Raw genomic sequence first — 21,266 nt, 5'->3', positions numbered from 1 at the left:
ACCCGGCTTTTTTTGTTGTTTATCGCTTACGCTGCTTTTGCCACAACTTCCGCTTCCGGACGTTTCAGCACCGCGTAAGAGAGACCCGCCACCAGTGTACCGGCAACGATGGCCAGCAGATAGCCCAGGACCGGGGTGATGGCGCCAGGGATCAGCAGCACAAACAGACCGCCGTGTGGTGCCATCAGCTTCGCGCCAATCGCCATGGAGATTGCACCCGTTACCGCGCCACCCGCGATACAGCACGGCAGTACACGCATTGGGTCACGAGCCGCGAAGGGAATCGCCCCTTCGGTGATGAAGCACAAGCCCAGAACCAGCGCCGCTTTGCCGCCTTCCTGCTGTGCTTTATCGAACTTACGACGGGCAATAATCGTCGCCAGGCCGAGCGCCAGAGGAGGCACCATGCCTGCCGCCATGATGGCTGCCATCGGCGCGTAGGTCTGGGTACTCAGCAGGCCAACACCAAAGGCGTACGCCGCTTTGTTCACCGGACCACCCATGTCGGTACACATCATGCCACCGAGGATTGCACCCAGCAGAACCGCGTTCGCGGTACCCATGGTTTGCAGCCAGTGGGTCAGACCCGCCAGGATGCCCGCAACCGGCTTACCAATCAGGTAAATCATCGCCAGACCAACCACCAGGCTGGAAATCAGCGGGATGATCAGAATCGGCTTCAGCGCTTCCATACTCTGCGGCAGCTTGAGCTTCGAGCTGATGAGCTTCGCGACGTAACCGGCCAGGAAGCCCGCGATAATACCGCCGATAAAGCCAGAACCGGTGCTCACGGCCAGCATACCGCCGATAAGGCCCGGCGTCAGGCCAGGACGGTCAGCGATGGAGAAGGCAATAAAGCCTGCCAGAACGGGGACCATCAGTGCGAACGCGGATCCGCCGCCAATCTGCATTAACGCAGCGGCCAGCGTGCCTTGCTCTTTAAACGCGGTAATACCAAATGCGAACGAGAGGGCAATACACAGACCACCCGCAACCACCATTGGCAGCATGTATGACACACCGGTCAACAGATGGCGATAGGCGCCTGCAGACTCTTTCTTACCTTCCGTCGCGGTTTGACGCGCGCCGGTTGCCTGATACGGCTTCGCCTCCACCAGCGCTTTATCAAACTCCTGCGCGGTCTTTTTCAGCGCCAGGCCGGTAGACGTACGGTACATGGGCTTACCGGCAAATTTCGCCAGGTCCACTTCGATATCCGCCGCCACGATCACCAGATCGGCTTCCGCCACTTCTTCAGGGGTAATCGCATTGCCCGCGCCAACGGAGCCGCGCGTTTCAACTTTTACCCACCAGCCGCGTTTTTTCGCTTCGGTTTCAATGGCTTCAGCTGCCATAAAGGTGTGCGCCACGCCTGTCGGACAGGCCGTCACCGCGACAACGCGTTTCGGACCCGCAGCCGCAGCCGGTGCCGTTGCGACAGGCGCGCTGTAGACAGACGCGTGACCTTTCGCTTCGCTCAGGAACAGTTCCGGATGTGCCACCGCGCGATTAATATCGCCCAGCCACACTTTTTTGCCGTTCAGCGCACTGTCAGCCGGGATTTTGTCGCCCAGTACAATGGCCAGTTCTGCATCGCCTGGATTATCGATAATGTCCAGATGTGCTTTTTGTGCCGCCGCGCCCAGCAAGGTCTTCGCCATATAGGCGCGGGCCTGTCCGAGACCGGAGTCAATGATCAGCAGCGTTTTCATTATTCCTCTCCTGCTGTTAGTTAAAAGGTTTTAAGTCAACGCGCGCCATCATCGCGGCTAACTGGGTACGATCGGTAATGCCGACATTGCTCTGGCTTACGGCCAGGGCAGCAACGGCGGTGGCAAGACGTAAAGTATGTTCACTGGATTCACGCATCAGCAGACCATAAATCAGGCCGCCAACCATAGAATCCCCTGCGCCAACGGTGCTGACAACTTCCATTGACGGCGGTTTGGCGATCCATTCACCAGACGCGTTAACCCACAGCGCGCCTTCTGCACCAAGAGAGATCACCACGTGAGCGATACCCTGCTCGCGCAGCGCATGGGCAGCGTCAATCACATCTTTTAATTCTGGCAGCTTACGACCCGCCCAGATCTCCAGCTCGCGGCGATTCGGCTTCACCAGCCACGGCGAGGCTTTCAGACCGGCAACCAGCGCGTCGCGGCTGCTGTCAAAAATGATGCACGGGCACTGGCTGCGCAGACGCGTCATCCAGTCGGTAAACGCTTCCGGGCTGACGCCGGACGGTAGGCTGCCGCTGACGCAGACCATGTCAAACTGACCAAGCCAGGTCAGAGAGTCGTTAACAAAACGCTCCCAGTCTGACGGCGTCACTTCGAAGCCAGAGAAGTTCAGATCGGTCACTTCACCGTCTTTCTCCGTCAGCTTAACGTTGATGCGGGTACGGCCCTGAACAACCTGAAAACGGTTGGCAATACCCAGCTCGCTGAACAGCTGCTGGAAACCATCCTGGTTATCTTTACCGAGGAATCCACCCACGGTGACGTCGATACCGAGATCCTTGAGCACTTTCGCGACGTTAATCCCTTTACCCGCAGCATGCAGGCCAGTGGTACGCACGAGGTTGACTTCGCCGCGCTCAATTTCCGGGCAAAATCCTACCAGGTCATAAGCCGGGTTCAGCGTAATAGTCGCAACACGTCTGCTCATTATGCGCCCTCCCCCAGACCCGCCGCGATGGCATCGCCAATCGCTTTCAGCGCCTGTTCAGCATCGGCACCCTGCGCGGTGAAACGCAGACGGTGGCCTTTCTTCACGCCCAGCGCGACAACTTTCATCAGACTACGGCCGTTGGCCGGTTTGCCCGTGCCATCAAGATTCGCCACGGTGATCTCACTCTCGAATTGTTTAATGGTATTCACCAGCATGGTGCCCGGACGGGCATGCAGGCCGTGCTCGTTACGTACCACGAACTCAGCGGTCTGCACGTCTTCAGTCGGCGCATCATCACTGGTCAGCAGTGCCAGCACGGTGGAGGCATCAGCGTTCAGCAGTTTTTCAGCTTTGTTGTTCAGCAGCAGATCGCCCAGACGCTTCAGCACGGAAACCGGCTGATCGTCGTTCATCGCCACGGTCACCAGCATGGCCGCGCGCTCGCCTTCCACGTCAAACGCATTGGCCGCGCGGCTCACGGCGATAGCGCTTCGCAGGTTGCCTTCAGCACTGTCGTTCAGCCAGATACCCTGACCCAGATTCAACGGCTTATCGTTAATGACGCGCGTCACAAACGTGGCATCCGCCGCGCCGGCTTCTTTCAGACGACCCGCGTTCAGCGCCTGCAGCGTCACAAGATTGGAGGCAGCCACATCCAGCGTCAGCGTTTCATTATCCAGTTTCAGCGCTTCGCTCTGTTTTTCGCCCATCAGCAGGGCGCGCAGTTCTTCAGCTGTGGTGGCGGACTTGAGCTGTTCAGCCACATCGTCATCGCTCAGGACATGCGTCAGCTGACGCAGCAGGCCTAAGTGTTCATCGCTGCTGGCCGCGATACCGATAGCCACGTAGGCCACCTGACCGTCGCCCCAGAGCACGCCCTGCGGGAACTGATAAACCTGAACGCCGGTTTTCAACACCTGATCGCGGGTGTCGGTTGTGCCGTGCGGAATGGCAATGCCATTGCCGAGGAAGGTTGAGGTCTGCTGCTCGCGGGCCAGCATGCCGTTTACATAGCCGTCCGCGACGTTACCCGCCTGCACAAGCGCAGCGGCAACCTGGCGAATAGCCTCTTCTTTATCCCCGGCCTGAGCGCCCGGGTGGATATCCTGAACAGATAACTGGAACATGGTTCTCCACTCCTGCTGAACTTGAATCGTTTCAGCTTTAATGAGAAAAAATGCGCTAGCCTGCTCCGTTTGTTAAAACAAGATAGCGCTGAAACGTTTCAAAAAGTCTTGCGCTTTCTGCAATGTCTTGCAAGTAAACTCGTATTTCCGATCTCAGAATTTAGAGATACAGCACATTTCTTCTTCGTTCAGCTGAATTTTGCTGAAGTTCAGCAAGACAGTTTCAGCTAAGTTCAGCCGGATGAGAGATAAGTTGAAATGCCATTTTGATTTTTCGTGGCATTATTGACCGCACCCACTGTTTATTTTTTAGCTGACGGCGTAAACTCCGGCCCTCTCTGCTACTCGCTAATTATAAAACATGCATAACACCCCTGCGGCCGTCTCGCCGAAGCCCTTTGATTTGACCTCTGCGGCATTCCTGGTTGTAGCCTTCTTCACGGGCATTGCCGGTGCGTTACAGACGCCGACATTGAGCTTATTCCTGACAAATGAGGTTCACGTCCGCCCGGCAATGGTCGGCTTCTTTTTTACCGGAAGCGCCATCATCGGCATCCTGGTCAGCCAGTTTCTGGCGGGACGCTCCGACAGAAAAGGCGATCGTAAAAGCCTGATCGTTTTCTGCTGTCTGCTGGGGGTCATGGCCTGCGTTCTGTTTGCCTGGAACCGCAACTATTTCATTCTGCTCTTCGTCGGGGTATTCCTGAGCAGCTTTGGCTCAACGGCGAACCCTCAGCTATTCGCCCTTGCTCGCGAACACGCGGACCATACCGGACGTGAAGCGGTGATGTTCAGCTCTGTCCTGCGCGCTCAGGTGTCGCTGGCGTGGGTGATTGGCCCGCCGCTGGCCTACGCGCTGGCGATGGGTTTTGGCTTTACGGTGATGTACCTCAGTGCGGCCGTCGCGTTTGTGGTGTGCGGCGCGCTGGTGTGGTTCTTCCTGCCGTCCATGCGCAAAGAGCCCAAAGTGGCAACGGGCGTGCTGGAAGCGCCGCGCCGTAACCGCCGTGATGCCCTGCTCCTGTTTGTTATCTGCACGCTGATGTGGGGCACCAACAGCCTGTATATCATCAATATGCCGCTGTTTATTATTGATGAACTGCACCTGTCGGAGAAGCTGGCGGGCATCATGATGGGCACCGCGGCCGGGCTTGAGATCCCGACGATGCTCATTGCGGGCTATTACGCAAAGCGCTTCGGAAAGCGTTTTTTAATGCGCATTGCCGCCATCGCCGGTCTGCTGTTCTATATCGGTATGCTGACGGTACATACGCCGGGGCTGTTGCTGGCTTTACAGCTGCTGAACGCCATCTATATTGGCATTCTCGCCGGGATAGGCATGCTCTACTTCCAGGATCTGATGCCGGGTCAGGCAGGCTCTGCCACCACCCTTTATACTAATACCACCCGCGTGGGCTGGATTATCGCGGGCTCAATGGCCGGTGTTGTGGCCGAAATCTGGAACTATCACACGGTGTTCTGGATTGCGCTGGTGATGTGTACCCTGACGATCGGCTGCCTGGCGAGGATTAAAGACGTTTAGGGCGCGGTGAGCGCTTCCAGCTCAAGAAGGTACGTCATCGCCTGCCCTCGCGTGCTGCCACACATTTCGGCAGCGGGCTGAAGCCCGGAGCAGACTTTCGGGCGCAGCGGTGAGCCAAAGATCATGCACAGGTTCGTTTCCGAGAGCTGAACGCAGCGGGTATTGGCAGGCTTGCCCTCCGGCATTCCTGGAATGGGGCTTGAAATGGACGGTGCAGTACAGCACGCGCCACAATCGGGACGACAATCCATAAATGCTCTCTTTCGCTGACGATCGCCCGCGCAGTCGGGCATCGCGCGCACAGTAACACCTTTTGCGTATTGATAGCAAAAGCCACGAATTCCTCTTGCCTGAAAGGCCGCGCGCGAGTAATTTGGCGCGATATTTTTTACCTCCCGTAAACAGGATTACTGCAATGCCAAGAGCGAACGAAATTAAGAAAGGTATGGTGCTGAATTACAACGGCAAACTGCTGATTGTGAAAGATATCGACATTCAGGCCCCGAGCGCCCGTGGTGCAGCAACGCTGTACAAAATGCGTTTCGCCGATGTGCGTACCGGCCTGAAGGTGGAAGAGCGCTTTAAAGGTGACGATATCGTCGATACCGTGACCCTGACCCGTCGCTACGTTGATTTCTCCTACATCGACGGCAATGAATACGTGTTCATGGATAAAGAAGATTACACCCCGTACATCTTCACCAAAGATCAGATTGAAGAAGAGCTGCTGTTCATCCCTGAAGGCGGCATGCCTGACATGCAGGTCCTGACCTGGGACGGCGTACTGCTGGCGCTGGAGCTGCCACAGACCGTCGATCTGGAAATCGTTGAAACCGCACCAGGTATCAAGGGCGCATCCGCAAGTGCCCGCAACAAACCGGCGACCCTGACGACCGGCCTGGTTGTGCAGGTGCCGGAATACCTCTCCGCTGGCGAGAAAATCCGCATCCATATCGAAGAAAAACGCTATATGGGTCGCGCTGACTGATTGCGGCGTTTGTCGGGTGGCGCTACGCTTACCCGACCTACGAAAAAACCGGCCCTGAAGCCGGTTTTTGTGTTTTTGTAGGCCGGGTAAGGCGAAGCCGCCACCCGGCAATTCCGGTTACAGAAGCTCCGGATACTTCGTCATCTTCAACGCCAGCTCAACGCCGCGCACTTCCGCCATCCCTTTAAGACGGCCAATCGCCGAATAGCCCGGGTTGGTCTTCTTACGCAGATCGTCCAGCATCTGGTGGCCGTGATCCGGACGGAACGGAATAGGACGCACATCGCCCGCCTGCTTGCGACGCGCCTCTTCCGCCAGAATGGCGTCTACCACCGCCACCATATTCACATCGCCGCCCAGGTGCGCCGCCTCGTGGAAGGTTTTTGGATTCTCTTCGCGGCAGGTCGCGCGCAGATGCGTGAAGTGGATACGATCGCCGAAGGTTTCAATCATCCGCACCAGGTCGTTATCCGCACGCACACCGTAGGAGCCGGTACACATGGTAAAGCCGTTATAGATGCTGTCTACCGTCTCTTTCAGCCACTGCATATCTTCAAGGGTGGAAACGATACGCGGCAGGCCGAGGATAGGACGCGGTGGATCGTCCGGATGTACCGCGAGGCGTACCCCGACCTCTTCAGCAACCGGCACGATAGCGCGCAGGAAGTACGCCATGTTTTCACGCAGCTGGTGCTTATCAATATCGCCGTATTCCGCCAGGCGCGCGCGGAACTGATCCAGGGTATACCCCTCTTCAGCCCCCGGCAGGCCCGCAATAATATTACGGGTCAGCTTTTCGATGTCCGCGTCACCGGCGGCGTTAAACCATTCGAGCGCCTGCTGCTCCTCCTCCGCGGTGTAATCCGCTTCGGCGCCTGGGCGTTTCAGAATGTGCAGTTCGAATGCCGCAAAGGCGATCTGATCGAAACGCAGCGCTTTCGAGCCGTCCGGCATCTGGTATTCAAGGTCGGTACGCGTCCAGTCGAGGATGGGCATAAAGTTATAGCAGACCGTATCAATGCCGCAGGTCGCCAGGTTGCGAATGCTCTGCTGATAGTTAGCAATCCAGGTCTGGTACTCCCTTGAATGGGTTTTGATGTCTTCATGAACCGGGATGCTTTCCACCACAGACCAGGTTAACCCCTTCTCCGCCAGCAGCGCCTGACGCTGTTGAATTTCTTCAACCGGCCATACCTGACCGTTAGGAATATGATGCAGCGCCGTGACGACACCCGTTGCGCCAGCCTGGCGCACATCATCAAGAGAAACCGGATCGTTCGGCCCGTACCAACGCCAGGTTTGTTCCATTGCCTCACCCTCTTAAGTTGTTATACCAATATGTGTTACTGCAATGACGACTACCATACATGTTTGCCGCTAAGGGTCAACATACCGCCACACATTGATTGATCAAACTCACAGAACGGGGATATTTACGGCTCACCAATTTTATTTGCTGTCATATAACTTTACACTGGCATTGTTAATTAATGGTTAATCAGGTGTGTATCTCATGAAGACAATTGCCTCCACCGCCCTTCCTGCCCAGGTTCAGCAACCTCGCTACGATCGCGCGCAATTACGCTCCCGCATCGTCCATTTTGGCTTTGGCGCGTTCCACCGTGCGCACCAGGCATTGTTAACAAATCGGGTGCTGAATGAAAAAGGCGGCGACTGGGGTATTTGTGAGATTAGCCTCTTCAGCGGCGACGTGCTGATGAGCCAGCTGCGCGCGCAGGATCACCTGTTCACCGTGCTGGAGAAAGGGGCAGAAGGCAATGAGGCGATTATCGTCGGCGCCGTTCATGAATGCCTGAACGCAAAGCTGGACTCTCTGCCCGCCATTATTGAAAAATTTTGCGAGCCGCAGGTCGCTATTGTGTCGCTTACCATCACGGAGAAAGGCTACTGCATCGATCCCGCCACCGGAAAACTCGATCTGCACAACGCCCGAATAATCCACGATCTTGAGAACCCCTCAGCGCCGCATTCCGCGCCCGGGATCCTGGTCGAAGCGCTCCACCGCCGCCGCGAGCGCGGCTTGCCTGCGTTTACCGTGCTTTCCTGTGACAATATCCCTGATAACGGACACGTGGTGAAAAACGCGGTGCTGGGCATGGCGCAAAAGCGTTCCGCGGCGCTGTCTGAGTGGATTGATAGCCACGTAAGCTTCCCCGGAACGATGGTTGACAGGATTGTTCCCGCCGCGACGGACGCCTCACTGGCGGAAATCACCGACGCGCTCGGCGTTGAAGATCCGTGCGCCATCAGCTGTGAACCGTTTATTCAGTGGGTGGTGGAAGATAATTTTGTCGCCGGCCGTCCCGAGTGGGAAGTCGCGGGCGTTCAGATGGTTCAGGATGTTCTGCCCTGGGAGCAGATGAAATTGCGCATGCTTAACGGCAGCCACTCTTTCCTGGCGTATCTGGGGTATCTCGCCGGCTACGCGCATATCAATGAATGTATGGAAGACGCAGCCTTCCGCGAAGCCGCCCGTCGGCTGATGCTTGACGAGCAGGCGCCCACATTACGCATTAAGGATGTCGACCTCACCGCCTACGCCGATAGCCTGCTGGAGCGCTTTGCCAACCCGGCACTTCAGCATCGGACCTGGCAAATCGCGATGGACGGTAGCCAGAAGCTTCCGCAAAGAATGCTGGACGGGATCCGCGTTCATCTTGAGCGAAAAACACCGTGGCCGCTGCTGGCCCTGGGCGTGGCCGGCTGGATACGCTACGTCAGCGGTACCGACGACCGTGGCAACGCGATTGATGTTCGCGATCCCCTCAGCGATAAAATTCGCACGATGGTCGATGCCAGCAGGGACGCCGACCGCGTTGACGCCCTGCTGGGGCTGAGCGAGGTCTTTGGTCACGATCTCGCGCAAAACAGCGTGTTTGTAGAGGCAGTCAATCAGGCATACCAGCGCATCACCCGCCACGGCGCGCGTCAGGCTGTTATCGAAACGTTAAATGTTTAACGATTATTGCGCTTAACGCGAACGGATGCGGCCTCCGTTCGCCCTTCCCCTTCTCACAGGTCACGTTTTTCGCCAGGATAGAGAGAACAGTGTTATAGCATCACCATTCTCATCTGGAGCGCACGTGACCAAAACCAACCTCATCACCGGTTTTCTCGGCAGCGGTAAAACCACCTCAATTCTCCACCTGCTGGCAAATAAAGATCCGGCCGAGAAATGGGCCGTGCTGGTCAATGAATTTGGCGAGGTGGGCATTGACGGCGCGTTGCTGTCATCCAGCGGCGCGATGATTAAAGAGATCCCCGGCGGATGCATGTGCTGCGTCAATGGCCTGCCGATGCAGGTCGGGCTCAATACCCTGCTGCGTCAGGGCAAACCTGACCGCCTGCTGATCGAACCCACCGGGCTGGGTCACCCGAAGCAGATCCTCGATTTACTGACCGCCCCGGTTTACGAGCCGTGGATCGATCTGCGCGCCACCCTGTGCCTGCTCGATCCGCGTCAGCTTCTGGATGACAAGGCGGTGGCCAATGAGAACTTCCGCGATCAGCTCGCCTCGGCTGACGTTATTGTCGCGAATAAAGCAGATCGCGCCACGGCTGAAAGCCAGGCCGCGCTGGACGCGTGGTGGCAACATTTCGGCGGCAATCGCACGCGGGTGGAGACCACCCAGGGGAATATTGACAGCGCCCTGCTTGATCTTCCTCGTCTGAACCTGGCTGAACTTCCGGCCAGTGCGGAACATGCGCATAGCCATCCGGTGAAACAGGGTTTAGCTGCCCTTAGCCTGCCAGAACACCAGCGCTGGCGTCGTAACCTGAATAGCGGTCAGGGATATCAGGCCTGCGGGTGGATTTTTGATGCTGAAACCGTTTTCGACACCATCGGGATCCTGGAGTGGGCCCGGCTGGCTCCCGTCGATCGCGTGAAAGGGATCATGCGCACGCCGGACGGGCTGGTGCGGATCAACCGTCAGGGCGAGGATTTCTTTATTGAAACGCAAAATGTGGCGCCGCCTGACAGCCGAATAGAGTTAATTAGTGCGGTTAACGCCGACTGGAATGCCCTCCAGTCCAGCCTGTTGAGGATTCGTTTAAGTTCGGGCGGCTAACGTTGCCCCAGTTTTCACTCTATGCAGAACGTTATGACAACTCGATTTCCCCTGATATTACTGCTTAATGTCGCCGGTCTGGCGCTTTTCTTCTCCTGGTATATCCCGGCGGATCACGGTTTCTGGTTCCCGCTGGATTCTGCCATTTTTCACTTCTTCAACCAGGAGCTGGTGAAGAGCAACGCGTTCCTGTGGCTGGTGGCCATTACCAACAACCGCGCCTTTGACGGCTTCTCGCTGCTGGCTATGGGCTGCCTGATGCTCTCTTTCTGGCTGAAAGAGGATAAAGCCGGGCGTCGGCGGATTCTCATTATCGGTCTGGTGATGCTGCTGTTTGCCGTTGTCATTAACCAGCTGGCAACCGCGATTATTCCGGTTAAGCGTTCAAGCCCAACGCTCTTCTTCACCGATATTTATCGCGTCAGCGAACTGCTGCATATTCCAACAAAAGATGCGTCGAAGGACAGTTTCCCGGGCGATCACGGCATGATGCTGCTTATTTTTTCCGCAATCATGCTTCGCTATTTCGGCAAAAAAGCCTTTGCCATAGCCCTGATTATTTTTGTGGTTTTTGCCTTCCCGCGCGTAATGATTGGCGCTCACTGGTTCACCGATATTGCCGTCGGTTCGCTCTCCGTGGCGCTGATTGCGCTGCCGTGGTGTTTAATGACCCCACTGAGCGACAGGATAATAGCGCTGTTCGATCGCTATCTTCCCGGTAAAGCGCAACAACAATTAAACAAATAACTAACCTAAATTAACGTGGGCTATCAGGGATCGACATGATCCCTGATAGCGTTCTTGCCGCGATCTTTCCCCTCTGTCATATTCTCGTCATCATATTCATGATAAAAATGAAGCAATTGCATACTGGCGAAGCGGATCCGTCGCTATTTTGAGCAATTCTATGTTTTTACTTTCTGTATCACATTTTCTTATAAAAAAAAGGCTTTTTTTACTCGCAATACCCCTGGCAATCGGTTAATCTCGAACTCGTTTTGCCCCATAGAGATAATTATTTCGCTGGTGAATAATTTTGTGCGCTGCGCCACAAATGTGACCAGAAAGAATTGTCTCAATGTGAACAGATAATTAGTCTCGTCACGTTTGGCATTTTTATAACGATATTTGTCGTTAAGGACTTCAAGGGATAATAAACAAAATGGTCAAATCTCAACCGTTTCTGAGATATATCTTACGGGGGATCCCGGTGATAGCAGTCGCGGTACTGTTATCTGCATGTAGTACATCGAACACCGCAAAGAATATGCATCCTGAGACGCGTGTTGTGGGAATGGAAGATTCCTCGTCACTGCAAGCCTCTCAGGATGAATTTGAAAATATGGTACGTAATCTGGACGTGAAGTCCCGCATTATGGACCAGTATGCTGACTGGAAAGGCGTGCGCTATCGTCTTGGCGGCAGCACAAAAACAGGTATTGATTGTTCCGGTTTTGTACAGCGTACGTTCCGTGAGCAATTTGGGTTAGATCTTCCGCGTTCAACCTATGAACAGCAGGAGATGGGCAAGTCGATTTCACGTACCAAACTGCGCACCGGTGATTTAGTCCTGTTCCGTGCCGGTTCTACAGGTCGACATGTTGGCATCTACATTGGTAATGACCAGTTTGTACATGCCTCCACCAGCAGCGGTGTAACCATTTCCAGCATGAATGAACCATACTGGAAGAAGCGCTACAACGAAGCACGCCGCGTACTGACCCGCAGTTGATATGACTATTGTATCGTTGGTTATCCCTTGGCTGACGATATGATGAAAAAAAGCACTGCTTCGGCAGTGTTTTTTTTTGCCCGTTACACTGAATACATCCAGCGGCATTTCAGGAATCACGACGTCTATGTTTACCCGCTACTTCTCCAGCAATCGCAAGATATTAATCCTCAGCATTATCACAGGCCTGATCGCCGCCCTGCTCCTGGGTTCGTTGCAATTTTTCTGGAGCTACCACAAGCGGGAAGTCAAATTCGACACCCTGATCCGCGACGTGAGCATCTATATGGAGAGCTATTTCGATGAGTTAAAAAACGCAGTCGATACCCTCCAGCCGCTCACGTTAAACAGCTGCCACGACGTCAATCAGGAACTCACCTCGCGCGCGGCCTTTAGCATTAACGTTCGCGCATTCCTGCTGGTCAGAGACAAAATGGCGTTCTGTTCTTCTGCCACAGGCCCGATGAATTTCCCGATGGAGGAGCTGATACCCGAGCTGCACATCGATAAGCAGATTGATATGGCATTGCTTTCAGGCACCCCGATGTTGCCCAATAAGCCTGCGATTGCCATCTGGTACCGTAACCCGTTAGTGAAGGACGGCGGCGTGTTCACCTCGGTGAATATCAATCTGACGCCTTACCTGCTCTACACCGCGCGCCAGGACGAATTCACGGGGATAGCCATCATCATTGGCGATCATGCGCTGTCAACGCGTTCCAGCACGCTGGTCAACGCGAGCGATCTACATGAAATCCCGGTCCGTACCGCGACGCTGAAAGGCATCCCCCTGACCATAAACCTGTATGCGGACGCATGGACCAGCGATGAAATTCTCTACGCCCTGTTCTTCGGGCTGGTTTGCGGCATATGTGCCGGATCGCTCAACTACTATATCCTCAGCATTCGGCTCAGTCCGGGTAAAGAGATTTTAAGCGCCATTAAGCGCGGCCAGTTTTACGTGGTCTATCAGCCCGTCGTTGATGCGAAATCGCTCAAAATGACCGGACTTGAAGTGCTGATGCGCTGGAAGCACCCGACAATGGGGGAAATCCCGCCGGACGCGTTTATCAACTTTGCCGAAGCGCAGAAGCTGATTGTCCCGCTGACGCTGCATCTCTTTGACCTTATCATTCACGATGCACCCGTGTTACAAACCCTGTTGCCCCCGGGTGCCAAGGTGGGCATTAACATTGCGCCGGGGCATCTGCATGCGGAAAGCTTCAAAGACGATATGCGCACCTTCAAAGCGTTACTGCCGCCGGATTACTTCCAGATCGTGCTGGAAATTACCGAGCGCGACATGCTGAATCATCGTGAAGCCAACAGCCTCTTCGAATGGCTGCATAACGAAGGGTTTGAGATAGCCATTGATGATTTTGGCACCGGCCACAGCGCGCTGATTTATCTTGAGCATTTCACCATGGACTACCTCAAAATCGACCGTGGGTTTGTTAATGCGATAGGTACTGAAACGGTGACGTCGCCGGTGCTGGATGCCGTCCTGACGCTGGCAAGACGGCTGAGTATGCTGACCGTCGCCGAAGGGGTGGAAACGCCGGAACAGGCCGCCTGGTTACGCGAACACGGCGTTAACTTCCTGCAGGGATACTGGATTAGCCGCCCGATGCCGCTGGCGCAGTTCCGCGAATGGCGGCCTGATATTGCGCCCGAGGGCGATTAATTTCACATTGCCCGTGACGTCACTTATTATTCAGCTTAACCGAGCCGGTCTGTAAAAGAGGGAGCTGCCGCGAGATGCTTATGCGCTTCATATTGCTGATGTTGGCATTAACGAGCCTGTCCAGCCAGGCGCAGACCATCAAAGAAAATATCGCCTTCGCGGTGATTGGCGAGCCGAAATACGCGGTCAATTTTACGCACTTCGATTACGTTAACCCTGCCGCGCCGAAGGGCGGAAAGGTCACGCTTTCCGCCACGGGGACATTCGACAACTTCAACCGATTCGCCCTGCGCGGCGTAGCGGCCGCACGGACGGAATCGCTTTACGATACGCTCTTCGTCACGTCTGATGATGAACCCGGCAGCTACTATCCGCTGATTGCCGATAACGTTCGTTACGCCGACAACTTCGCCTGGGCGGAAATCTCGCTGAACCCGCGGGCACGTTTTCATGACGGTACGCCGGTGAAGGCCAGCGACGTCGCGTTCACCTTCCATAAATTCATGACCGAAGGCGTCCCCCAGTTCCGCATCGTGTATAAAGGCGCATCCGTCAGAGCCATCGCGCCGCTCACCGTTCGCATCGAGCTGAGCGAACCGAACAAGGAGAACATGCTTAGCCTGTTCTCGCTGCCGGTAATGCCTGAATCGTTCTGGAAAAATCATAAGCTAAGCGACCCGCTTTCCACGCCGCCGCTGGCAGGCGGCCCATACCGCATCACCGACTGGCGCATGGGGCAATATGTCGTTTACTCTCGCGTTAAAGACTACTGGGCGGCCAACCTGCCGGTAAACCGCGGGCGCTGGAACTTCGACACCCTTCGCTATGATTACTACCTCGACGATAACGTGGCGTTTGAAGCGTTCAAAGCCGGCGCCTTCGATTTACGCGTAGAGAGCAGCGCCAAAAACTGGGCGACCCGCTATATCGGCAAAAATTTCGCAAAAGGCTATATCGTCAAAGACGAGCACAAAAATGAGTCGGCCCAGGACACCCGCTGGCTGGCGTTTAATATTCAGCGTCCGGTATTTAATGACCGCCGGGTGCGGGAAGCCATCTCCCTGGCCTTTGATTTTGAGTGGATGAACAAAGCGCTGTTTTACGGTGCCTACAGTCGCGCCAACAGCTATTTTCAGAATACCGAGTACGCCGCGCGCGATTACCCGAAAGCCGACGAGCTGGTCCTGCTGGCGCCGCTAAAAGCGGAGGTTCCGCCACAGGTGTTCACCACCGTATTTCAGCCGCCCGCGTCGAACGGTGACGGTTACGACCGCGACAACCTGCTCAAAGCCAGCAAGCTGCTGGATGACGCGGGCTGGCACCTGAAAAATCAAAAGCGTGTGGATGCCAAAACGGGTAAGCCTCTCAGCTTTGAGCTGCTGCTCTCGTCCGGGGGCAACGATCAGTGGGTACTGCCGTTTAAGCACAACCTCGAGCGGCTGGGCGTGACCATGAACATTCGCCAGGTCGATAACGCGCAGATCACCAGCCGCATGCGCAGCCGTGATTACGACATGATGCAGCGCCTGTGGCCCGCCCAGCCGTGGCCCAGCTCGGACCTGCAAATCTCCTGGGCCTCCAGCTACATCGACTCCTCATACAATGCGCCGGGGGTAAAAAGCCCGGCGATTGACGCGCTGATTGCGAAAATAGTGGCGGCGCAGGGGGATAAAGAAAAGCTCCTGCCGCTCGGGCGCGCCCTCGACAGGGTCTTAACCTGGAACTACTACATGCTGCCGATGTGGTATATGGGCGAAGACCGCCTGGCGCGCTGGGACAAGTTCTCCGTGCCTGCCGTGCGCCCTGTCTATTCCCTGGGCTTTGATACCTGGTGGTATGACGTTAACAAAGCCGCCAGACTTCCCGCTGAGCGGCGATAAGGAATCATCATGGGTGCGTATCTTATCCGTCGTCTCCTGCTGGTCATCCCCACCCTGTGGGCCATCATCACGATTAACTTTTTTATCGTGCAAATCGCCCCCGGCGGCCCGGTCGATCAGGCAATTGCCGCCATTGAATTTGGCAACAGCGGCGGCATGCCCGGCGGTGGCGGCGAAGGGATGGGCGCGAGCCATGCGCGAACCGGCGTAGGGAATATCAGTGAAAGCCATTATCGCGGCGGACGCGGGCTGGATCCGGAAGTGATCGCCGAGATCACCCACCGCTACGGCTTTGACAAACCGATTCACGAGCGCTATTTCAAAATGCTCTGGGATTACATCCGCTTTGATTTTGGCGACAGCCTGTTTCGCAGTGCCTCAGTGTTAACGTTGATCAAGCAAAGCCTGCCGGTGTCGATAACGCTGGGGCTGTGGGGAACGCTGATCATCTATCTGGTCTCTATACCGCTCGGGATCCGCAAAGCGGTGTACAACGGCAGCCGCTTCGATATCTGGAGCAGCACGTTCATCATCATCGGCTATGCCATTCCGGCGTTTCTGTTTGCCGTCCTGCTGATTGTCTTTTTTGCCGGGGGAAGTTATTTCGACCTCTTCCCGCTGCGGGGGCTGGTCTCCGCCGATTTCAGCTCCCTGCCGTGGTATCAGAAAATCACTGACTATCTCTGGCATATCACGCTGCCGGTGCTGGCAACGGTCATCGGCGGGTTTGCGGCCCTGACCATGTTGACCAAAAACGCCTTTCTCGATGAAATCCGTAAGCAGTACGTCGTGACTGCCCGCGCCAAGGGCGTAAGCGAGAAGCAGATCATGTGGAAACACGTGTTCCGCAACGCCATGCTGCTGGTGATTGCCGGATTTCCGGCCACGTTCATCGGCATGTTTTTTACCGGCTCGCTGCTGATAGAGGTGATGTTCTCGCTCAACGGCCTGGGGCTGCTGGGCTATGAGGCTACCGTGTCGCGCGATTATCCGGTGATGTTTGGCACACTCTATATTTTCACCCTGATAGGCCTGCTGCTGAATATCATCAGCGATATCAGCTATACGCTGGTCGATCCCCGAATCGATTTTGAGGGCCGCTGATGCCGCGTTTAAGCCCCGTCAACCAGGCCCGCTGGGCCCGCTTTCGCCACAACCGCCGCGGCTACTGGTCGCTGTGGATTTTTGCCGTGCTGTTTGCCTTAAGCATGTGTTCGGAGCTGATCGCCAACGACAAACCGCTGCTGGTGCATTTTAACGACCGCTGGTACGTGCCGGTTATCGCCAACTACAGCGAAAGCGACTTTGGCGGCCCGTTTGCGACACCGGCGGAGTATCAGGATCCGTGGCTTCGCCAGCAGATTGAGCAGCACGGCTGGGCGCTCTGGGCACCGGTGCGCTTTGGCGCAAACAGCATTAACTTTGCTACTACGACCCCCTTCCCTTCCCCGCCCTCCGCGCAAAACTGGCTGGGAACCGATGCTAACGGCGGCGACGTGCTGGCGCGCATCCTTTATGGCACGCGAATTTCTCTTCTCTTTGGGCTGATGCTGACGATCTTCTCAAGCGTGATGGGCGTCGTGGCGGGTGCCGTTCAGGGCTACTACGGCGGGAAAATTGACCTGTGGGGCCAGCGGGTTATTGAAGTCTGGTCAGGCATGCCAACGCTGTTTCTGATCATCCTGCTTTCCAGCGTGGTGCAGCCTGGCTTCTGGTGGCTGTTAGGCATCACCGTCCTGTTCGGCTGGATGGCGCTGGTGGGCGTGGTGCGGGCGGAGTTTCTGCGCACCCGTAATTTCGACTACATTCGCGCCGCGCAGGCGCTTGGCGTGAGCGACCGGGGGATCATCTTCCGCCATATGCTGCCCAACGCGGTGGTCGCAACGCTCACCTTCCTGCCGTTTATTCTGTGCAGCTCCATCACCACCCTCACCTCGCTGGATTTTCTTGGTTTCGGGCTACCGCTGGGTTCCCCGTCGCTCGGCGAACTGCTGCTGCAGGGCAAAAACAACCTGCAGGCGCCGTGGTTAGGCATCGCCGCCTTTCTTTCCGTGGCCGTGCTGCTTTCGCTGCTGATTTTTATTGGCGAAGCCGTGCGCGATGCCTTCGATCCGAACAAGGCGGTATAAAATGACCCAGCCTCTTCTCAGCATTGATAACCTGTCGATTGCCTTTTCAACGCAGGGCGAGACGCGCACCGTGGTCACCGACCTGTCGCTGCAGATCCAGCCCGGTGAAACGCTGGCCCTGGTGGGCGAGTCGGGTTCAGGCAAGAGCGTCTCAGCACTCTCCATCCTGCGCCTGTTACCGTCCCCGCCGGTCAGCTACCCGCAAGGAGATATTCTGTTTCACGGCCGTTCGCTACTGCACGCCGACGAACATACCCTGCGCGGCATTCGCGGCAACAAAATCGCGATGATCTTCCAGGAGCCGATGGTTTCCCTCAACCCGCTGCACAGCCTGGAGAAACAGCTCTATGAAGTGCTCTCCCTGCACCGGGGGATGCGCAAAGAGGCCGCACGGGGAGAAATTCTGGACTGTCTGGAGCGAACAGGCATACGCAACGCGGCCAAAAGGCTGAATGATTTTCCGCACCAGCTCTCCGGCGGCGAACGTCAGCGCGTGATGATTGCCATGGCCCTGCTCACGCGTCCCGAACTGTTAATTGCCGACGAGCCTACAACGGCGCTGGACGTGACGGTACAGGCGCAAATATTGACGCTGCTGCGGGAACTGCGTGACGAGCTGAACATGAGCCTGCTATTTATCACGCATAACCTAAGCATTGTGAGAAAGCTGGCCGACAGCGTCGCGGTGATGCAAAACGGACGGTGCGTTGAACAGAATACCGCGTCCACGCTGCTGAGCGCGCCGCAGCACCCCTATACGCAGCGTTTGCTCGACAGCGACCCCTCCGGCGACCCGGTTCCTCTCGCGGCCGACAGCACACCGCTGCTGCGCGTTGAGGATCTGTCCGTGTCGTTCCCGATCCGCAAAGGTATTCTGCGGCGCATTGTCGATCGGAACCTAGTGCTGAAAAACATCAGCTTCTCGCTGCGCCCGGGAGAATCCCTGGGGCTGGTGGGCGAATCCGGTTCGGGTAAGAGCACCACCGGTCTGGCGCTGCTGCGCTTAATTGCCTCCCAGGGCGAGATCCTCTTTGACGATATGCCGCTGCACCGCTGGAACCGCCGTCAGATGCTGCCCGTGCGGCCCCGCATGCAGGTAGTGTTTCAGGATCCTAACTCCTCGCTTAACCCACGGCTCAGCGTGTTGCAGATTATCGAAGAGGGCCTGCGCGTGCATCAGCCCGGCCTGAGCGCTCAGCAGCGAGAGCAGGAAGTTATGCGGGTGATGGCCGAAGTGGGCTTAGATGCCGGGACCCGCCACCGCTATCCGGCTGAATTCTCCGGCGGGCAGCGCCAGCGTATTGCCATTGCCCGCGCGCTGATCCTGAAACCGGAGCTGATTATTCTGGATGAACCGACGTCGTCGCTGGACAGAACCGTTCAGGCGCAGATCCTGGCCCTGCTGAAAGGGCTTCAGGAAAAGCACCGGCTGGCCTATATCTTTATCAGCCACGATCTACAGGTGGTGCGGGCGCTATGCCATCAGGTGATTGTGTTGCGACAGGGAGAAGTGGTCGAGCAGGGTGAGTGCCAGCGCGTATTTAGCGCGCCAACGCAGCGCTACACGCGCCAGCTGTTGTCGGCAGACTAGCGGTCAGAACGGGTACTGGCCGGAGAAAGGCTCAGCGATGGCAACGCCAAAATTCTTCAGACGGCAGGTAGCGGCAAACTCGTCCTGGCTTTTCACAAACAGGCACGGCTCACCTTCACACTCCAGTACGGAGCTGTCCACTTCGATATCCGTCAGGGCCTGACTGAGACGCTCCATCACCCGCCATGCATTTTCGTCGCTCGGGCTCAACAGCTTGAGCGCGACCAGGCAGTTTTCGCAGCCCGCGACGTTTTGCGGAATCGGTTCAACTTTCGAACCTGCAAAACCCGCCGACCAGCGATAGCTCTGGGGCAAGCGATGGACAATGGAGAGTTGTAATGTATTCACGTTCGTTCCCCGGAAGCAAAATTTACTTCACAATTTATTTACATTTATAGTAACACATCATCGCCAGCCTGCACTATTCAGCGCTTTTTTATCCGTTTCCAGGCTCGCGTCGGCGCTATATGTACCCGTTTCTGCGATCTAACTCAACCTTTTTGAATACAATGATGTGACTTTTTACACAAATAGATTTTACATAAAATAAACAAACACGGCATAAACGAACGGGGGTTTGGTTGATATGCATCAACAAAAAAGGCCCTGGCGGACCTTCTCTGTGTTTTAGTGGGCCGCTTTTCGCGGTCGACTGGCGTAAAGATAGAAGAGTATCGAGCTGGTTGCGCAAAAAGCCATCGCCCACAGCATGGGCCATGCCGTCGTAAAGGTGGCCATCGAAAGCAACGCGCCAACGATAGCGCCGATGCCGAAGCGGAACGTCCCCGCCAGGGAAGATGCGGTGCCCGCCATATGCGGAAACTCATCGAGGATCACCGCCATCCCATTTGATGACACCATCGACACGCAGCCGACAAAGGCCGCCACGCCGACCACCAGCGCCCAGAAGCCCACGCCCAGAAACGCGCTCACCACCAGCCAGATAGCCATCACAAACTGGATCCACAGCCCGGCGCGGAACATGTTGAGCGCCCCCACCCGCCGGACAAAACGGCTGTTGATGATGGTCATGATGAACAGGAAGACGATGTTAAGCGCAAAGTAATAGCCGAAGTGCTGCGGCGAAACGTGGTTCAGCTCGATGTAGACAAACGGCCCAGCGCTCAGGAAGGAGAACATCCCGGCGAAGCTGAACCCGCTTGCCAGCATATAGCTGAGCACGCGCTTGTGGCGAAACAGCGAGGCAAAGTTGCCTATTGTGGTTCGGATGTGGAATTTCTGACGGCGCTCGACGGGGAGCGTTTCATCAATAAAGAAGAAGATCATCGCCGAGGCAAGCAGGGCGGCCAGAGCCAGGATCCAGAAAATCACGTGCCAGCTAAACCACACCAGCACCGCACCACCGGCCATGGGTGCCACCAGTGGCGCAATCGTCGTCACCAGCATCACGAACGACATCATCCGGGAGAACTCTTCCTTCGGGTAGATATCGCGCATCAGAGCGTTAATCACCACGCTTGCCGCTGCCGCCGCCAGACCGTGGAAGAAGCGCATGATAATCAGATGATCGATGGTCTGCGCCAGCGCACAGGCCACCGCTGCGGCAGCAAAGACCAGCGTCCCGCCCAGAATGACGGGCTTGCGTCCAAGGCTGTCCGCCATCGGGCCATAAAACAGCTGGCCGAGGGCAAAGCCGAGAATATAGGTGCTGAGCGTCATCTGCGCGCTGCCCGCCGGGACGCCAAACTGTGCAGAAATTACCGGCAGCGCAGGCAGGTACATATCAATAGACAGCGGCATCAGCATGGCCAGCAGGCCAAGAATGAAGACGATTTTGAACGACGAGTGTGGCCTGGTGGTCACAGAGCTC

At 56.3% G+C, this 21,266-nt stretch carries 18 protein-coding genes; 11 read left to right on the top strand and 7 right to left on the bottom strand.

The features are described 5' to 3' along the window. Nucleotides 1-26: 26 nt before the first annotated feature. Genes fruA through fruB form a run of 3 tightly spaced genes read right to left on the bottom strand, consistent with a single transcriptional unit; the run spans nucleotide 27 to nucleotide 3,797 of the window. The gene (gene fruA, locus NQ230_RS07765) at nucleotides 27-1,712 is read right to left on the bottom strand and encodes a PTS fructose transporter subunit IIBC (RefSeq protein ID WP_032658984.1); all 1,686 of its coding nucleotides are present in this window, start codon (nucleotides 1,710-1,712) and stop codon (nucleotides 27-29) included. 16 nt (nucleotides 1,713-1,728) lie between these two features. Next, nucleotides 1,729-2,667, bottom strand: a complete 939-nt coding sequence (fruK, locus tag NQ230_RS07760) for a 1-phosphofructokinase (RefSeq protein WP_008500936.1) — start codon at nucleotides 2,665-2,667, stop codon at nucleotides 1,729-1,731. Beyond that, nucleotides 2,667-3,797 (bottom strand): fused PTS fructose transporter subunit IIA/HPr protein, encoded by a 1,131-nt coding sequence (gene fruB / locus NQ230_RS07755; protein WP_257260667.1) that lies wholly within the window; start codon nucleotides 3,795-3,797, stop codon nucleotides 2,667-2,669. The genes fruK and fruB overlap by 1 nt, the downstream gene beginning before the upstream one ends. A gap of 361 nt (nucleotides 3,798-4,158) precedes the next feature. Here fruB and setB point away from each other — a divergent pair, with 361 nt between their 5' ends. After that, complete coding sequence (gene setB, locus NQ230_RS07750; protein ID WP_047060550.1) at nucleotides 4,159-5,340, top strand: sugar efflux transporter SetB; 1,182 nt, start codon at nucleotides 4,159-4,161, stop codon at nucleotides 5,338-5,340. Here the strand turns inward: setB and NQ230_RS07745 are convergent. Next, complete coding sequence (locus tag NQ230_RS07745; RefSeq protein ID WP_063143815.1) at nucleotides 5,337-5,591, bottom strand: YkgJ family cysteine cluster protein; 255 nt, start codon at nucleotides 5,589-5,591, stop codon at nucleotides 5,337-5,339. The two genes, setB and NQ230_RS07745, sit on opposite strands and share 4 nt — an antisense overlap. A 164-nt stretch (nucleotides 5,592-5,755) precedes the next feature. On the opposite strand from NQ230_RS07745, the gene yeiP reads away from it, so the two are divergent. Then, nucleotides 5,756-6,328, top strand: coding sequence for an elongation factor P-like protein YeiP (gene yeiP, locus NQ230_RS07740; protein ID WP_008500940.1), 573 nt, complete (start codon nucleotides 5,756-5,758; stop codon nucleotides 6,326-6,328). A gap of 117 nt (nucleotides 6,329-6,445) precedes the next feature. On the opposite strand, the gene uxuA is transcribed toward yeiP, so the two are convergent. Then, on the bottom strand, nucleotides 6,446-7,636 hold the full coding sequence (gene uxuA / locus NQ230_RS07735; RefSeq protein WP_257260666.1) for a mannonate dehydratase: 1,191 nt from the start codon (nucleotides 7,634-7,636) through the stop codon (nucleotides 6,446-6,448). 205 nt (nucleotides 7,637-7,841) lie between these two features. Here uxuA and NQ230_RS07730 point away from each other — a divergent pair, with 205 nt between their 5' ends. The 9 genes from NQ230_RS07730 (at nucleotide 7,842) to yejF (ending at nucleotide 19,435) form a co-directional block, all read left to right on the top strand. Next, nucleotides 7,842-9,308 carry a mannitol dehydrogenase family protein gene (locus NQ230_RS07730; protein WP_257260665.1) on the top strand — a complete coding sequence of 489 codons (1,467 nt, stop codon included), beginning with the start codon at nucleotides 7,842-7,844 and terminating at the stop codon, nucleotides 9,306-9,308. A 124-nt stretch (nucleotides 9,309-9,432) separates the two neighbouring features. After that, nucleotides 9,433-10,419: a CobW family GTP-binding protein gene (locus NQ230_RS07725; protein ID WP_159514579.1), complete on the top strand. Its 987-nt coding sequence runs from the start codon at nucleotides 9,433-9,435 to the stop codon at nucleotides 10,417-10,419. A 33-nt stretch (nucleotides 10,420-10,452) separates the two neighbouring features. After that, the gene (locus tag NQ230_RS07720) at nucleotides 10,453-11,166 is read left to right on the top strand and encodes a phosphatase PAP2 family protein (RefSeq protein WP_183078926.1); all 714 of its coding nucleotides are present in this window, start codon (nucleotides 10,453-10,455) and stop codon (nucleotides 11,164-11,166) included. Nucleotides 11,167-11,581: 415 nt separating this feature from the next. After that, nucleotides 11,582-12,151, top strand: coding sequence for a bifunctional murein DD-endopeptidase/murein LD-carboxypeptidase (gene mepS, locus NQ230_RS07715; protein WP_058654858.1), 570 nt, complete (start codon nucleotides 11,582-11,584; stop codon nucleotides 12,149-12,151). 127 nt (nucleotides 12,152-12,278) lie between these two features. After that, a complete protein-coding gene (gene pdeN, locus NQ230_RS07710; protein ID WP_257260662.1) occupies nucleotides 12,279-13,835 on the top strand; it encodes a cyclic di-3',5'-guanosine monophosphate phosphodiesterase PdeN in 1,557 nt (518 codons plus the stop codon). 74 nt (nucleotides 13,836-13,909) lie between these two features. Next, entirely contained in the window at nucleotides 13,910-15,715 is a 1,806-nt protein-coding gene (locus tag NQ230_RS07705; protein WP_257260661.1) for an extracellular solute-binding protein, read from the top strand. Nucleotides 15,716-15,724: 9 nt separating this feature from the next. Continuing rightward, complete coding sequence (locus NQ230_RS07700) at nucleotides 15,725-16,819, top strand: microcin C ABC transporter permease YejB (RefSeq protein WP_029740961.1); 1,095 nt, start codon at nucleotides 15,725-15,727, stop codon at nucleotides 16,817-16,819. Then, nucleotides 16,819-17,844 carry an ABC transporter permease gene (locus tag NQ230_RS07695; protein WP_023312492.1) on the top strand — a complete coding sequence of 342 codons (1,026 nt, stop codon included), beginning with the start codon at nucleotides 16,819-16,821 and terminating at the stop codon, nucleotides 17,842-17,844. Before NQ230_RS07700 ends, NQ230_RS07695 begins: the two co-directional genes overlap by 1 nt. A gap of 1 nt (nucleotide 17,845) precedes the next feature. Continuing rightward, nucleotides 17,846-19,435 (top strand): microcin C ABC transporter ATP-binding protein YejF, encoded by a 1,590-nt coding sequence (gene yejF, locus NQ230_RS07690; protein ID WP_257260659.1) that lies wholly within the window; start codon nucleotides 17,846-17,848, stop codon nucleotides 19,433-19,435. Nucleotides 19,436-19,438: 3 nt separating this feature from the next. Here yejF and NQ230_RS07685 read toward each other — a convergent pair whose 3' ends face one another. Beyond that, the gene (locus NQ230_RS07685; RefSeq protein ID WP_008500952.1) at nucleotides 19,439-19,783 is read right to left on the bottom strand and encodes a YejG family protein; all 345 of its coding nucleotides are present in this window, start codon (nucleotides 19,781-19,783) and stop codon (nucleotides 19,439-19,441) included. 279 nt (nucleotides 19,784-20,062) lie between these two features. Continuing rightward, nucleotides 20,063-21,259 (bottom strand): Bcr/CflA family multidrug efflux MFS transporter, encoded by a 1,197-nt coding sequence (locus NQ230_RS07680; protein ID WP_219321822.1) that lies wholly within the window; start codon nucleotides 21,257-21,259, stop codon nucleotides 20,063-20,065. Nucleotides 21,260-21,266 lie beyond the last annotated feature (7 nt).

Origin of the sequence: Enterobacter asburiae (assembly GCF_024599655.1) — a bacterium.
Lineage (GTDB): Bacteria > Pseudomonadota > Gammaproteobacteria > Enterobacterales > Enterobacteriaceae > Enterobacter > Enterobacter asburiae_D.
Note: the sequence above shows the minus strand (reverse complement) of the source record. Positions and strands in the feature narration are given on the sequence as shown.

Excerpts from the sequence above, each read along its gene's own strand:
- fruA (WP_032658984.1), bottom strand. The coding sequence starts at position 1,712 with ATGAAAACGCTGCTGATCATTGACTCCGGTCTCGGACAGGCCCGCGCC.
- fruK (WP_008500936.1), bottom strand. The coding sequence starts at position 2,667 with ATGAGCAGACGTGTTGCGACTATTACGCTGAACCCGGCTTATGACCTG.
- fruB (WP_257260667.1), bottom strand. The coding sequence starts at position 3,797 with ATGTTCCAGTTATCTGTTCAGGATATCCACCCGGGCGCTCAGGCCGGG.
- setB (WP_047060550.1), top strand. The coding sequence starts at position 4,159 with ATGCATAACACCCCTGCGGCCGTCTCGCCGAAGCCCTTTGATTTGACC.
- NQ230_RS07745 (WP_063143815.1), bottom strand. The coding sequence starts at position 5,591 with ATGGATTGTCGTCCCGATTGTGGCGCGTGCTGTACTGCACCGTCCATT.
- yeiP (WP_008500940.1), top strand. The coding sequence starts at position 5,756 with ATGCCAAGAGCGAACGAAATTAAGAAAGGTATGGTGCTGAATTACAAC.
- uxuA (WP_257260666.1), bottom strand. The coding sequence starts at position 7,636 with ATGGAACAAACCTGGCGTTGGTACGGGCCGAACGATCCGGTTTCTCTT.
- NQ230_RS07730 (WP_257260665.1), top strand. The coding sequence starts at position 7,842 with ATGAAGACAATTGCCTCCACCGCCCTTCCTGCCCAGGTTCAGCAACCT.
- NQ230_RS07720 (WP_183078926.1), top strand. The coding sequence starts at position 10,453 with ATGACAACTCGATTTCCCCTGATATTACTGCTTAATGTCGCCGGTCTG.
- mepS (WP_058654858.1), top strand. The coding sequence starts at position 11,582 with ATGGTCAAATCTCAACCGTTTCTGAGATATATCTTACGGGGGATCCCG.
- pdeN (WP_257260662.1), top strand. The coding sequence starts at position 12,279 with ATGTTTACCCGCTACTTCTCCAGCAATCGCAAGATATTAATCCTCAGC.
- NQ230_RS07705 (WP_257260661.1), top strand. The coding sequence starts at position 13,910 with ATGCTTATGCGCTTCATATTGCTGATGTTGGCATTAACGAGCCTGTCC.
- NQ230_RS07700 (WP_029740961.1), top strand. The coding sequence starts at position 15,725 with ATGGGTGCGTATCTTATCCGTCGTCTCCTGCTGGTCATCCCCACCCTG.
- NQ230_RS07695 (WP_023312492.1), top strand. The coding sequence starts at position 16,819 with ATGCCGCGTTTAAGCCCCGTCAACCAGGCCCGCTGGGCCCGCTTTCGC.
- yejF (WP_257260659.1), top strand. The coding sequence starts at position 17,846 with ATGACCCAGCCTCTTCTCAGCATTGATAACCTGTCGATTGCCTTTTCA.